10 protein-coding genes are annotated in these 13,283 nt (G+C 37.9%); 8 read left to right on the forward strand and 2 right to left on the reverse strand.

What is annotated here, in order from left to right:
- Positions 1-116: 116 nt before the first annotated feature.
- The 4 genes from KSK37_RS01380 to purF are packed head-to-tail and all read left to right on the forward strand — an operon-like array spanning position 117 to position 3,694.
- The gene (locus tag KSK37_RS01380) at positions 117-722 is read left to right on the forward strand and encodes a SatD family protein (RefSeq protein ID WP_217198992.1); all 606 of its coding nucleotides are present in this window, start codon (positions 117-119) and stop codon (positions 720-722) included.
- Entirely contained in the window at positions 722-1,423 is a 702-nt protein-coding gene (locus KSK37_RS01385; RefSeq protein WP_217198994.1) for a DUF3307 domain-containing protein, read from the forward strand. The genes KSK37_RS01380 and KSK37_RS01385 overlap by 1 nt, the downstream gene beginning before the upstream one ends.
- Before the next feature lie 38 nt (positions 1,424-1,461).
- Positions 1,462-2,181, forward strand: a complete 720-nt coding sequence (purC, locus tag KSK37_RS01390; RefSeq protein ID WP_088358259.1) for a phosphoribosylaminoimidazolesuccinocarboxamide synthase — start codon at positions 1,462-1,464, stop codon at positions 2,179-2,181.
- Between the two features lie 22 nt (positions 2,182-2,203).
- Complete coding sequence (gene purF / locus KSK37_RS01395; protein ID WP_217198996.1) at positions 2,204-3,694, forward strand: amidophosphoribosyltransferase; 1,491 nt, start codon at positions 2,204-2,206, stop codon at positions 3,692-3,694.
- 62 nt (positions 3,695-3,756) lie between these two features.
- On the opposite strand, the gene KSK37_RS01400 is transcribed toward purF, so the two are convergent.
- Both KSK37_RS01400 and aroB read right to left on the reverse strand, forming a co-directional pair.
- Complete coding sequence (locus KSK37_RS01400; protein ID WP_217198998.1) at positions 3,757-4,386, reverse strand: porin family protein; 630 nt, start codon at positions 4,384-4,386, stop codon at positions 3,757-3,759.
- A gap of 306 nt (positions 4,387-4,692) precedes the next feature.
- The gene (gene aroB, locus KSK37_RS01405; RefSeq protein ID WP_217199001.1) at positions 4,693-5,733 is read right to left on the reverse strand and encodes a 3-dehydroquinate synthase; all 1,041 of its coding nucleotides are present in this window, start codon (positions 5,731-5,733) and stop codon (positions 4,693-4,695) included.
- An 87-nt stretch (positions 5,734-5,820) separates the two neighbouring features.
- Here aroB and KSK37_RS01410 point away from each other — a divergent pair, with 87 nt between their 5' ends.
- From KSK37_RS01410 to KSK37_RS01425, 4 genes are all read left to right on the forward strand, one after another.
- On the forward strand, positions 5,821-6,987 hold the full coding sequence (locus KSK37_RS01410) for a proline dehydrogenase family protein (protein ID WP_217199003.1): 1,167 nt from the start codon (positions 5,821-5,823) through the stop codon (positions 6,985-6,987).
- 231 nt (positions 6,988-7,218) lie between these two features.
- Positions 7,219-9,666, forward strand: a complete 2,448-nt coding sequence (priA, locus tag KSK37_RS01415) for a replication restart helicase PriA (RefSeq protein WP_217199004.1) — start codon at positions 7,219-7,221, stop codon at positions 9,664-9,666.
- A 148-nt stretch (positions 9,667-9,814) separates the two neighbouring features.
- Positions 9,815-11,263 (forward strand): D-alanyl-D-alanine carboxypeptidase/D-alanyl-D-alanine endopeptidase, encoded by a 1,449-nt coding sequence (gene dacB / locus KSK37_RS01420; protein WP_088358247.1) that lies wholly within the window; start codon positions 9,815-9,817, stop codon positions 11,261-11,263.
- 81 nt (positions 11,264-11,344) lie between these two features.
- On the forward strand, positions 11,345-13,279 hold the full coding sequence (locus KSK37_RS01425) for a M1 family metallopeptidase (RefSeq protein ID WP_217199005.1): 1,935 nt from the start codon (positions 11,345-11,347) through the stop codon (positions 13,277-13,279).
- Positions 13,280-13,283: the final 4 nt, after the last annotated feature.

Here is a 13,283-nt window from a genome sequence, read left to right on the forward strand (position 1 = left end):
ATTATAAGGTTTTTAAATAATAATCTGATTTATAAGTGTATTTCCTTATAAACCGAATATATTAGCTTTTTAACTTATATTTTTAGTTTATAAGTATAATTGCTTATATTTGTAAAATGATTGCCATTATAACCGGGGATATTATCAATTCTCAAAAAAATGATTCTGAACTGTGGCTTCCTAAACTGAAAAATCTTTTAGGAAGCTGGTCAGCAACACCGGAAAACTGGGAAGTGTACCGCGGAGATGAGTTTCAGGTTAAATGTTGTGTTGATGAGGTTTTTCGGAAATGTTTAGTCATTAAATCTTTAATCAGAACTTTTGAAAATTTAGACGTTAGACTGGCAATCGGAATAGGAAACGAAGTTTTTTTATCTGAAAAAATAACCGAATCAAACGGTTCAGCGTATGTTAATTCCGGAAGACTTTTAAACGATATCAAAGCAGAAGGAAAAACTTTGGCGATTAAAACCGAAAACGATAAAGTGAACCGCGATCTCAATATCCTTTTTAAATGGGCTTCCATCGATTTTGATAACTGGACCGTAGCAACGGCAGAAATAATTCACCGGTTGCTCACCAACTCTGAACTCACTCAGGATGAACTGGCGAAAGATTTTAATATTACCCAATCATCGGTCAGTCAAAGAGTTAAACGATCCAATTATGATCTTATTCACGAAACAGATCTATATTTCAGAAAAAAAATAACAGAACTGTAATGATTTTTATTCCCCTCATATTAGCGCATCTATTGGGAGATTTTCTTCTCCAGCCAAATTCATGGGTTGCTGATAAAGAGAGAAAAAAAGCCGGAAGTATTTATTTATATCTCCACGTGCTGGTTCATACCGTTTTTTCTTTCGTTTTTTTGTGGGATTTAAACCTTTGGTGGATCGCCGTGATTATTGGCGTGACGCATTTTCTAATCGACTGGATCAAACTCAGCTTTCAAAATCACAAAACAAAAAGAACGTGGTTTTTTGTGGATCAGCTGCTGCATGTTGCCGTAATATCAGTATTATCAGTGATTTATTTTCCTTATTTCAGATGGGAAGATTTCTTCAATCCGGAAAATTTAAAACTGCTTACTGCCGCTGTATTCTTAACCGTTCCTTCTTCAATATTAATTAAAACTTTAATCTCGATCTGGACGCCGGTTACTGTTGAACACAGCAAATTACAGACTGAATCTCTCGTCAACGCAGGTAAATATATCGGTATTTTAGAACGGCTTTTGGTTTTTGTGTTTATCGTTGTAAACCATTGGGAAGGCGTGGGTTTTATGATTGCCGCGAAATCGGTTTTCAGATTCAGCGATTTGGCAGAAGCGAAGCAGCGTAAACTCACAGAATACGTTTTGATAGGAACATTACTGAGTTTTGGAATTGCTGTGATAACAGGAATTTTAGTTAAAATTTAAGTGAAAAGAATAAAAATAAAATCAAATAAAAAGTAAAAATGACAAAAGGAGCAATGCTTTATGAAGGAAAAGCAAAACAGGTCTTCGAAACGGATCATCCGGATGAAGTGATTGTACGTTTCAAAGATGATGCAACCGCTTTCAACGCACAGAAAAAAGGAAGTGTAGATTTGAAAGGAGAAATGAATAACGCCATTACAACGCTGATTTTCGAATATTTAAATGAAAAAGGAATTCCAACTCATTTCATTAAAAAAATCGATGAAAGAGAGCAGCTGGTGAAAAAAGTACATATTATTCCGTTAGAAATGGTGGTCAGAAATTACTCCGCCGGAAGTATGGCTCAAAGACTTGGAGTTGAGGAAGGCATTAAATCGCCGGTAACCATCTTCGATATCTGCTACAAAAAAGATGAACTGGGTGATCCGTTAATCAACGATCATCACGCGGTTTTTCTTGGCGCTGCGACTTATGATGAGCTTGATGAAATGTACGAGCTTACTTCCGATATCAATGATATCCTGATCGATCTCTTCGATAAAATGAATATCATACTCGTTGATTTCAAAATAGAATTAGGGAAAACCTCCGACGGACAAATTATTCTGGCTGACGAAATTTCTCCTGATACCTGCAGGCTTTGGGATAAAGATACCATGAAAAAACTCGATAAAGACCGTTTCAGAAGGGATTTGGGCGGAGTTACCGAAGCTTATGTTGAGATCTACGAAAGATTGAAAAAAGTTTTGAACAAATAATTTTTTTGGAGAAAAGTAAAAAATGAAAGATTTACAACGACACAGAGATGATTATTTAAACCAGTTTAAAGAAAGAACATACGGAAGAAATCTGCTGAAAACAGAAGACGTTTTTGATGCTCCGTCGGAAGAATGCGGGATTTTCGGGATGTATTCCGATACTGATCTGGATACATTTTCGCTTTCCCAGTTCGGCCTTTTTGCACTGCAGCACCGCGGCCAGGAAGCTTGCGGAATTTCTGTGATGAAAAACGGAAAGATTTTCAATATTAAAGATGAAGGTTTGGTGCTTGATGTTTATAAAAACATCCGCGAACCAGAAACTTTTATGGGAAATTCAGCAATCGGGCATACCAGATATACGACCGCAGGTGACAAGAAGAAGTACAATTTCCAGCCATTTTTTGCGAAGAATGAGTATGATCAGATTATCCTGTCCATCGCACATAACGGAAATTTAACCAATGCTGACGAACTCAAAAAAGAACTGGAGGCAGAAGGTGTGGTTTTCAAAGCAACTTCGGATTCGGAAGTGATCTTAAGGCTGATTCAGAAAAACCTGGATTTAGGCTTAAGAGGCGCCATTAAAGCAACCATGGAAAAAATTGAAGGTGCATATTCAGTGGTTGGAATGACGAGAAATAAATTTTTTGCTTTCCGCGATTTTCACGGAATCCGTCCTTTGGTTTTAGGAGCAATTGATGAAAAAACTTTTGTCGCGGCTTCAGAATCTGTTGCTTTAGACGCGGTAGGTGCACAATATGTGAGAGACATTTTGCCCGGAGAAATTGTCTATACCAGTGAAAATGAAAAAGGCCTGAAATCGTTTTTAGTTAAAGAAAACTGCGAAAACAGGATCTGCGCTTTCGAATATATTTATTTTGCCAGACCCGATTCCACTTTGGAAGGAATCAATGTTCATGAAATCCGCGAAAAATCCGGTATGAAAATCTGGGAGCAGGCTCCTGTGGAAGCTGATATTGTAATTGGTGTTCCCGATTCTGGAGTTCCGGCGGCGATTGGTTTTTCCATTGCGTCAGGCATTCCTTTCCGGCCGGTTCTGATTAAAAACCGTTATATCGGCAGAAGTTTTATTGTCCCGACTCAGGAAATGAGGGAAAGAATTGTCAACTTAAAACTTAATCCGATTGTTTCAGAAATAAAAGGGAAAAGGGTAGTGATCATCGATGATTCCATTGTTCGGGGAACAACTTCGAAACGTTTGGTTAAAATTCTGAAAGAAGCCGGAGTCAAAGAAATTCATTTCCGAAGTGTTTCACCGCCCATTATTGCACCGTGCTATCTGGGAATTGATACACCTTCAAAAAAAGATTTAATCTCCGCAAATATGACAGTTGAGGAATTAAGGGATTATCTTGGCGTAGATTCACTGGAATTTTTAAGTATGGATAATCTCAAAGTTATTTTGGGAAGTTCTAGCCACTGTTTTGGCTGTTTTACGGAAGTGTACCCGGTACCCGCAGGTCCGAGTCCTGATTATACAGATGAATAAAATAAAAAGGTTGGGAATAATTTCCCAACCTTTTTTATATGAATGTAATAAGTGTGTGAGTCTTAGAATTTGTAAGCCAATCCTACTTGGAATACATTGTTTTTCACTGAATCAGATCCGCTTGGTCTGTCTTTAGCGATATCAGTAAGACCTGCTACATATCTTGCAGTTAAGCCTACATTAGGAGTAAAATAGTAACCTGCACCTAAACCAACACCGAAATTAAATCCGTTGATGCTGTCTTTGTAGTTATCAGATTCTGCTAGAGTTTCTCCAGTTGTTTCGTTTTTCACTTTGTCTTTTGCACTTACAGATAATCCAAATTCAGGACCTGCTTCTAAATAGAAACTTGGAGTTGCGTTGTATTGGAACATTACTGGCAATGCGATGTAATCTAAATGAGTTGCAGAAGAAAATTTCTGATTCTGTACTCCGTTTGGAGTTACAACATCCGCATTATAAGTACCTTTTGCACCATACTGAGTATAGATAAGCTCTGGCTGAATGCTGAAGTTTTCTGCTAAAGGAGCATTCATAAATACACCTGCATTAAATCCGATTTTTGATTGCTGATCACTTAGTGATGAATCGTTAGAAAGTGAAGATACGTTCATCCCTGCTTTAATACCAAACTGTTGTGCGAATGTCAATGAACTCATTGCAACTGCTGCACCTAAAAATAACTTTTTCATAATATTAAATTTTAATTAATTTTTTTGTGAATTTGATAATGGCTATTGGGCTAAAAAAAATTGTATTGCTAAAATTTGTTTTATTTAAAAAGCCTTGTCAAATTCACGTTTTTAAATTCGTTTTACATGAAGGAGGTGACAAACGCTGTGCCAAAATCAATTAATTTAAAGAAAAACTAAACAGCAGTTTAAAATTAAATATGTATAAAAAATTGATTTTCAATTAATTAAAATCAAAAAATATACGAAAGAAAATGGAGAAAAAATAATCAGTATTATGCTTTGAATAGCTCTGAATTATTGGGATTAAGCTAAATTCTGGTAAAAATCTAATGTGGAAACGATATTCTGTTCAGGAACTGAGCAGTCAAACTTACAGCTGCCAATTTTATTAATCAGGGAAAAACTGATATTTCCGTCCGTATTTTTTTTATCATTCTTCATCAGACCAATGATATCGGCGGTTGCAAAACTATAGATCGGTATATAAGGATAGAATTTTCTGATGTTTCTGATGATTTCATTTGAAGTCTCTTCGCTGATTAAGTTCTCAAGAAATGAAAGCCTGGTTTCGCAGATCATTCCCAGTGCAACCGCTTCACCGTGCGGAATCTGTTGGTTTCTCTGGAGAAATAAACTTTCAAGTGCGTGCCCGATCGTGTGTCCGAAATTTAAAGTTTTCCGGATATTCTGTTCCCTAAAATCCATTTCCACCACTTTCTGTTTGATCTTCATTGAAGTTTCGATGAATTGGAAAATATCTTCCGGCGTCAGATGTTCTATAGAAATTAAATCGCTCCAGTGTTTTCCGTCCGCAATTAATCCGTGCTTCAGCATTTCCGCAAAACCACTTCTAAGTTCTTCAAAAGGTAAAGTCAGCAAAAAATCCGGGTAAACAAAAATCTGTTCAGGTTCGGCAAAAGTCCCGATCACGTTTTTAAGAAACTGATGATCAATGCCCGTTTTACCTCCAATGGAAGCGTCGCACATTCCTAAAAGTGTCGTCGGAAGATTGATGAATTTAATACCTCTTTTATAAGTGGAAGCTACAAAACCACCCAGATCGGTAATCACACCGCCTCCAAGGTTGATCATCAAAGATTTTCTGTCAGCTTTAAATTCGGAGAGTATTTCCCAAAGCTGGGTCGCGGTTTCAATGGTTTTGAGTTCTTCTCCGGCTTCAATTTCAATAATTTCGAAAGGGATTTCGGTTTCCAGATTGCCCAAAAGCGCGGGAAGACAATATTCATGTGTATGTTCATCAACCAGAATAAAAAGTTGAGAAGGTTTTAGCCCTTCTATAAAAATGTTGAGCTGAGAAAAATTCTGGTCTAAAACTGTAATCATATCATGAAATTTGTCACAAAATTAAACTATAAATTCGTTTTTTCAATTCATATAGTATCGTTAAATTTGCTTAATTTAAAATTACCCATGAGCATTTTCAACAATACCCAAATTGCGTTCGCCGACAAATCCGATTCACAACTCAGAAAAGCATACTGGATGTTCAAAGCCATTGAGCAGCCGGTTGTAACAAAATTGGGAATTTCTGTACTTAATTTTACCGTAGAGAAAAATTTTCCTTTTGTGACCGGAGTGGTTAAACAAACTTTGTTTGAGCAGTTTTGTGGCGGCGAAACCCGCGAGGAAAGCATGAAAGTGGTAAAGCAGATGTTTAAACATCACGTCGGAAGTATTTTCGATTATGCAATTGAAGGTAAAGCCGAAGAAAGTGTTTTTGACGATACCTGTGAAGAAATTAAGCAAAACATCAAATTTGCTGAAGGAAATCCGGCGATCCCGTTTGTGGTTTTTAAACCAACCGGTTTCGGACGGATTGAAATTTATGAAGAAGTAGGAAAAAAGGTTGAACTGACGGCTTCCCAAAAAGAGGAATGGGCTAGAGTAGTGAGAAGATATGAGGAAGTTTGTAAGATGGCATTTGACAGAAATGTAGTATTGATGATTGATGCCGAAGACAGCTGGATGCAGGATGCGACCGATGATCTGGTGAACGAAATGATGGAAAAATTCAACAGAGAAAAAGCCATTGTTTGGAATACCATTCAGATGTACCGAACTGGCAGATTGGAGTATCTCGCGAAAGATTTAGAAAGAGCAAAAGCGAAAAACTATTTCCTGGGCTATAAATTTGTCCGCGGAGCGTATATGGAAAAAGAAAGGGAACGCGCAGCAGCGATGAATTATCCTGATCCGATTCAGCCAACCAAGCAGGCTTCTGACGACAACTATAATGCAGCGATTGATTTTGTGTTGAACAATTTAGACGTTGTTTCCGCATTTTTCGGTACCCACAACGAAAAATCTACCGAACTGGTTATGGATAAAATGAAAGCGATGGGTTTACCTCACGATCATCATCAGATTTATTTTGGACAGCTTTACGGAATGAGCGATAATATTACTTATTATCTCGGTGCAGAAAAATACAATGTCTGCAAGTATCTTCCTTATGGTCCGGTGAAGGATGTTGTACCTTACCTTACAAGACGGGCCCAGGAAAATACTTCAGTTGCCGGCCAAACCGGCAGAGAACTTGGACTGATTGATAAAGAACTGAAAAGAAGAAAAAAGTAAAGGCAGGTTCTATAAGAACGGGCAAGCAGTTTGGGTTTTTTTTCAGACAATAATATAAATAAACGGGCTTTTGCCCGTTTTTGTTTTTAAAATCATCCTTTTAGTTGGTATTCACAGCAAAATTTTTACGGACCAAGAGTTACTTATCAACGCTGTATTTTTTTCATTAAATTTGTCCATGAAAACGGATCCGAGAGATTCTGATTTAACTTAAATCCCCAAATTTCAAACTTGACATTCGCCCAGATTATTTTACCGCTTAACCTTAAAGGAACTTTTACCTACAAAGTTCCGGATGAATTACTTGGGATTATTGAACCCGGAATGCGGGTTTTGGTATCTTTCCGCGGAAAGAAAATTTATACAGGAATTGTCATTGAAATTCACCGCAACGATCCTGAAACTTTTGTCCCGAAAGAAATTATTAATATTCTGGATGATTTTCCGATCTTACCGAAAGAACAGATCCGTTTCTGGCAGTGGCTTTCCGAATATTACCTGTGTAATTTGGGTGAAATTTACCGCTTTGCGTTTCCGTCTTCCTTAAAACTGGAAAGTGAGACGTATCTAAAATTAAAACCGAATGTGACTGTTGATTTTCAGAATCTGGATGTCAACGAAATGTATCTTATTCAGGCATTGGAAGTTCGGCAGCTCATTAATGTAACGGAGATCGAAGCATTTATTCCCAAAAAAGAAATTGTAAAAACCATCAATTCACTCATCGATTTGCAGTACATTGAAATTGATGAAAAAATTGCGGAAAAATACAGAGCGAAAGAAGTAGCATATTTAAAAATAAATGAAGAGGAATTAGGTAAAAGAAAACTTCCGGAAATACTTCTGGAACTTAAACGTTCTCCAAAACAGCAGGAATTCTTCCTTTTACTTCTTGAAAAACATACCGAAAATCCTGAAAACCCTGTAAAAAAATCAGACTTTTTTGAAGAAGGCAATTTTGCACATGCTCAATTGAAATCTCTGGCAGAAAAAAATCTGGTTTACGAGTATTTTATTCAGAAAGACCGTCTGGAAACTTATGAAGGCGAGATAGAGAATATTGAAAAACTCACGGATGCTCAGCTTCTGTCCGGAAAAGAAATTGACGAAGCGTTTGAATCAGGAAAGAATGTTCTGCTGCACGGCGTCACTTCTTCAGGCAAAACACATATTTATTTAGAGAAAATTGAAGAAACAATTGCTGCCGGGAAAAACGTCATATTTCTTCTTCCCGAAATTTCACTTACGAAACAAATTGTTCAGCGTTTAGAAAAAAAATACGGCAAACAGCTTGGCTTTTATCACCAGAAACTTACCGATTTTGAGAAAGTGGAAGTATGGAGAAATGTGAAGAACAATAACCTCAAAATACTTATCGGAACCCGTAATGCGCTGTTTCTTCCTTTCCTGAATTTAGGACTGATTGTGGTGGATGAAGAACATGATTCTGCTTACAAACCGAGAGAAGTTTCCCCATTTTTCAATGCGAAAGATGCGTCGCAGCTTTTGGCAAAATTTTATCATGCACATGTGATTTTAGGGTCAGCAACGCCGTCCGTGGAGTCTTTTTATCTGGCGCAGAAAGACAAACTGAAATATGTTTTCCTTGGCGAACGCTTCGGAAATGTAAAGCTTCCAGAATTTGAACTGATCAATTTTAAAGAAGAACAGGATTCCAAAAAAGTAATGGGGAATTTTTCTTTAAAACTGATAGATGAAATGAAGCGGGAGCTGGAAAGGAAGAAACAGACCATGATTCTTCACAACCGCCGAGGCTACGCTAATGTGATTGAATGTGAAAGCTGCGGCTACGTCAATTACTGTTCAAATTGTGATGTGGTAATGACTTACCATAAATATTCGAATGAGATGAAATGTCATTATTGCGGGCAAAAAGCTTCAAAGCCCAAGGTCTGCCCAAAATGTCATTCTGAAAATCTTAATGAACGCGGCGTTGGCGTAGAGCAGATTCACGAGGAAGTTTCGCGGCTTTTCCCTGATTCAGAGGTTGACAGAATGGACGTCGATTCGATGCGGAAAAAGTTTGCCTACGAAAAATTATACGAGAAAATTGAAGAAGGCGAAACCGATATCGTGGTAGGAACCCAAATGATTTCCAAAGGTCTGGATTTCGATAATATTGAACTGGTCGCGATTCCGAGAGCCGATTCAATGCTGTATGTTCAGGATTTCCGTGCGGAAGAAAGGGCTTTTCAGCTCATCACACAAGTTTCGGGCAGAGCAGGAAGAATTTCCGGTGAAGGTAAAGTGCTGATTCAGACTTACAATCCGCAACATTCTGTCTTTCAGCTAATCAAAGAAAATAATCCTGCTAAAATTTATGATCATTTTCTGGAGGAGAGGAAAAAATTCCACTATCCGCCTTATGTAAAGCTCATTATGATTGAGCTGAAACACCGCAAAGAAGACAAAGTAAACCGTGCTTCTCAGTTTATGGGTTCTATTCTGCGAAAATATTTACCCGAAGAATGCATTCTTGGCCCTGAAAAGTCACCAATCGGGAAACTGAATTTAATGTATCAGTACCAAATTTTACTTAAACTTCCGCGCGGCAAAAAATATGCAGAATTTAAACAGCTGGTTCTGAAAAGTTTCGAAGAATTTGACGAAATAACTGCATATCAGAGCATTAAAAAGATGACTTTTGTCGATTTTTAACTAAATTTAACAAAATTAACGGCGTTTTATTAGGGTGAAAACACGGTACGTCAGCAATAATTTATATTTTTGACCGTTGAAATTATGTTTTGCATTTCATACTTCAACTTAACAAAGAGTTACTCAGATAATCAAACAGTAAAATTAAATGATTCAACTTAAAAATATATTTATCGGCTCTGCGCTTGCGTTTTCGTCGCTTGCATTCGGACAGGGCACATTCGCTTCTTCTAATTATCCTCAATCTTACGACAATCATTCCTCCAATTCCGGCTCGCCGGAAAAATTAATGTCTCCAAAAGAACTGGTGGACATTAATCTTAATTCAATGATGAATGATCCGGTTCTGCGTAACGCATCATGGGGTTTTGTGATCTATGACCCGAAAACCAAAAAAGTAGTCAGTTCGTATAATGAGAATGCTTCTTTGGTGCCGGCTTCTACCACAAAACTTCTGACGACAGAAACTGCAATGAATTTACTGGGGGAAAATTTCCGTTGGAATACCCAGCTGGAATATTCGGGAAATATTGATGCAGAGGGAAATCTTCAGGGAAATCTTTACATTGTTGGAAGCGGCGATCCCTCTCTCGGAACCAATAAAGCAGGAGCATCATCTTACCGTGAAATTATCGCTGATTTTGTAAAAGCGATGGGAGATAAGGGAATTAAGAAAGTGAAAGGTGATATTATTATTCAGACTGCGGTTTTCAAGATCAATAAAACCCAGAAACTTCCTGAGAATATTGTTTGGCTGGAAAACGGAAATTATTACCTGCCGGCAGGATCTACTTTAGACATTAACCCACAAAATGAAAAGCTGATCTCCAAACAGCTGAACCCTTTTGCAGACAATAAAAACTTCTATTACATTTCGCCATATATCAAACAGATGGTATATGCTGATAAATTTGAAGGTGCAGGTTTAACTACTAAATTACCTGACGCGCCTGCTTATCTGGCCAATACGCTGAGAGCAACGATGCTGAAAAGCGGTTTGTCAGTATCCGGAAAGGTAATTACTAAAACTACGGATCTAAATCCTGAAAACAGAGAGATGATTACCGTTTATCAGTCGCCAACTTTAGCCGAAATTGTTTTCTATACCAATCAGCACAGTGATAATGCACTGGCAGAGGCTACATTGAGAATGGTAGGATTTCAGAAAAATGGCGACCAGACACTCGAATCGGGTAGAAAAGTTGTCACTGATCATTTAAATGCAGTAGGTTTTGATACCAACGGTTTAAACTATATTGACGGAAGCGGACTTTCCCGGAATAATCTTGTTACTCCTATTTCTCAGGCTAAATTCCTCACGAATCTGATGGGTGAAAAATATTATAAAACATATTTTGATTCTCTGCCTGTGGGCGGTCAGTCGGGAACTTTGAAAAAATGGTTTTACGGTAACGGCAACGGACAGATTTTTGCTAAGACAGGCACTCTAAATAAAGTAAAGACTCTGGCGGGTTATATGAAAACAAATACCGGCAAAACATTGGTTTTTTCTTTACTGATTAATAATTATGCAGGATCCGTAGATCAGGTAAAAAGCAGAATGGAGCAGATTCTGGAACCTGCGCTGAATCTTTAATCTTCAAACAAAACATAAAATTTTTAACCTTTCAATAATTATTGAAAGGTTTTTTTTAACTTTAGCCAAAAATTAATCTGAATGAAAAAATTTTATGTAATTGCTCTTTCTTTTGTTTTTAGCCATGCTTTTTCCCAAAAACATGAAGAGGCAGACCGAAAAAGTATGATGCAGAACGAGCTCACTACATATTCGAAAATGATCGGATACAATGTGAATCCCAATACCTTAAATTACGACCTAAAATATCAGAGACTTGAACTGGATCTGGATCCGGCGCAGCGGTTTGTAAGCGGCACAGTGACCAGCCATTTTGTTCCTAACCAAAATATTTCAAGTATATACTTTGATCTTTCTGACGGCCTTGCTGTGTCCGAAGTAAAATACCACGGCAGCAACCTAAATTTTACGCAACTGGCGTCAAAAGAATTAAAAATTGATTTTCCCACAAATATTGCATCTTCAACGCTGGATTCGCTGTCGGTAAAATATTCAGGAGTTCCAACCAGTGTGGGGAGTGCCGGAGATGCTTTTACAACATCGACGCAGGGCGGTACTCCGGTTCTGTTTACCCTTTCCGAACCGTACGGAGCTCAGGAATGGTTTCCAACCAAACAAAGTATGAATGATAAGATTGACAAAGTTGATTTTAAAATTACCACACCTTCCCAATATAATGTAGCTGCCAACGGAAAACTCTTTTCGGAAACCCTCATAAGCGGCGGAAAAAAACTAACTTTCTGGCAAACCAATTATCCCATTCCTGCATATCTTATCGGTCTTGGTATCACCAATTACACAAAATTTAATGACACCATGGGCACACCGCCTTTTCCGTTCGTAAATTACGTGTATCCCGCTACTGCTGCTAACGGTACCATTATGTCAAATATCGACTGGACCAAAACGGTGATGAATACTTTTGAGCAGTTTTTTGGACCATATCCATACAGAAACGAGAAGTACGGACATATGGAATTCGGCTGGGGCGGCGGCATGGAGCATGCTACAATGTCATCCATGGGAGCATGGAGCAGAGGAATTATTGCACACGAGCTGGCTCACCAGTGGTTTGGTGATAAAGTTACCTGCGGTGCATGGAATGATATCTGGCTTAACGAGGGTTTTGCAACCTTCGGAGAACATGTCGCGAATGAAAAATTACTGATGACTAATACTCAGTTTATGAGTTATCTGGCAGGAGAAATGAACAGTATCACAAGTTCAACTGGAGGCAGCGTTTACGTTGCAGATGCAAATTTAAATAATATCAACACCATTTTTAGCGGCAGGTTAACTTATTCTAAAGGAGGATATGTGGTACGGATGATAAAATGGATTCTCGGAGAAAATGCATTTTATTCGGCCCTTAAAGATTACCACGCGAGACCCAATCTTGCTTACAGCTATGCCAGGACAGAAGATCTGAAAAATTCACTTTTTCTCTCGACAGGTAAAGATTTTACAGAATTTTTCAATGACTGGATCTACGGACAGGGTTACCCAACTTATCAGATCCGCTGGAACCAAACTGCAGATCAAAACGTAATATTTCAGGTATCACAAACCCAAAGCCATCCTTCTGTAAGTTTCTTCGAAATGCCTTTACCGATTAAGGTAAACGGGACAGGCGGAGAGGTTGCATATCTGGCTCTGAATAATACAGTGAATAATCAGGTGTTTTCTAATCAGGTTAATTTTCCGGTTGCGTCTGTTCAGTTTAATTATGAAAACCAAATCATCCAGAGAAATTCTACTGTAACAAAAGATACAGGTTTTCTTGGCGTGAATGCCAAAAATAAGGATGTCATTAAGATATATCCAAATCCTGTCTCCACTCAGCTTTCAGTTTCCGGAATTACCAAAAACCAGAAATATGAAATTTACAGTTTGGATGGCAAACTGATTAAAACCGGCACCTATTCAGCCGGCCAGATGATCGATGTAAATTCACTTACTAAGGGTGCTTACCTCCTTAAGATAGACAGTCAGAATCTCAAATTTATTAAAGAATAAAGAG

Source organism: Kaistella soli (genome assembly GCF_019038595.1).
Taxonomy (GTDB): Bacteria; Bacteroidota; Bacteroidia; order Flavobacteriales; family Weeksellaceae; genus Kaistella; species Kaistella soli.

Bases quoted from the DNA above. Each gene is read 5' to 3' on its own strand.
- KSK37_RS01380 (WP_217198992.1), top strand. From the start codon at position 117: ATGATTGCCATTATAACCGGGGATATTATCAATTCTCAAAAAAATGAT.
- KSK37_RS01385 (WP_217198994.1), top strand. From the start codon at position 722: ATGATTTTTATTCCCCTCATATTAGCGCATCTATTGGGAGATTTTCTT.
- purC (WP_088358259.1), top strand. From the start codon at position 1,462: ATGACAAAAGGAGCAATGCTTTATGAAGGAAAAGCAAAACAGGTCTTC.
- purF (WP_217198996.1), top strand. From the start codon at position 2,204: ATGAAAGATTTACAACGACACAGAGATGATTATTTAAACCAGTTTAAA.
- KSK37_RS01400 (WP_217198998.1), bottom strand. From the start codon at position 4,386: ATGAAAAAGTTATTTTTAGGTGCAGCAGTTGCAATGAGTTCATTGACA.
- aroB (WP_217199001.1), bottom strand. From the start codon at position 5,733: ATGATTACAGTTTTAGACCAGAATTTTTCTCAGCTCAACATTTTTATA.
- KSK37_RS01410 (WP_217199003.1), top strand. From the start codon at position 5,821: ATGAGCATTTTCAACAATACCCAAATTGCGTTCGCCGACAAATCCGAT.
- dacB (WP_088358247.1), top strand. From the start codon at position 9,815: ATGATTCAACTTAAAAATATATTTATCGGCTCTGCGCTTGCGTTTTCG.
- KSK37_RS01425 (WP_217199005.1), top strand. From the start codon at position 11,345: ATGAAAAAATTTTATGTAATTGCTCTTTCTTTTGTTTTTAGCCATGCT.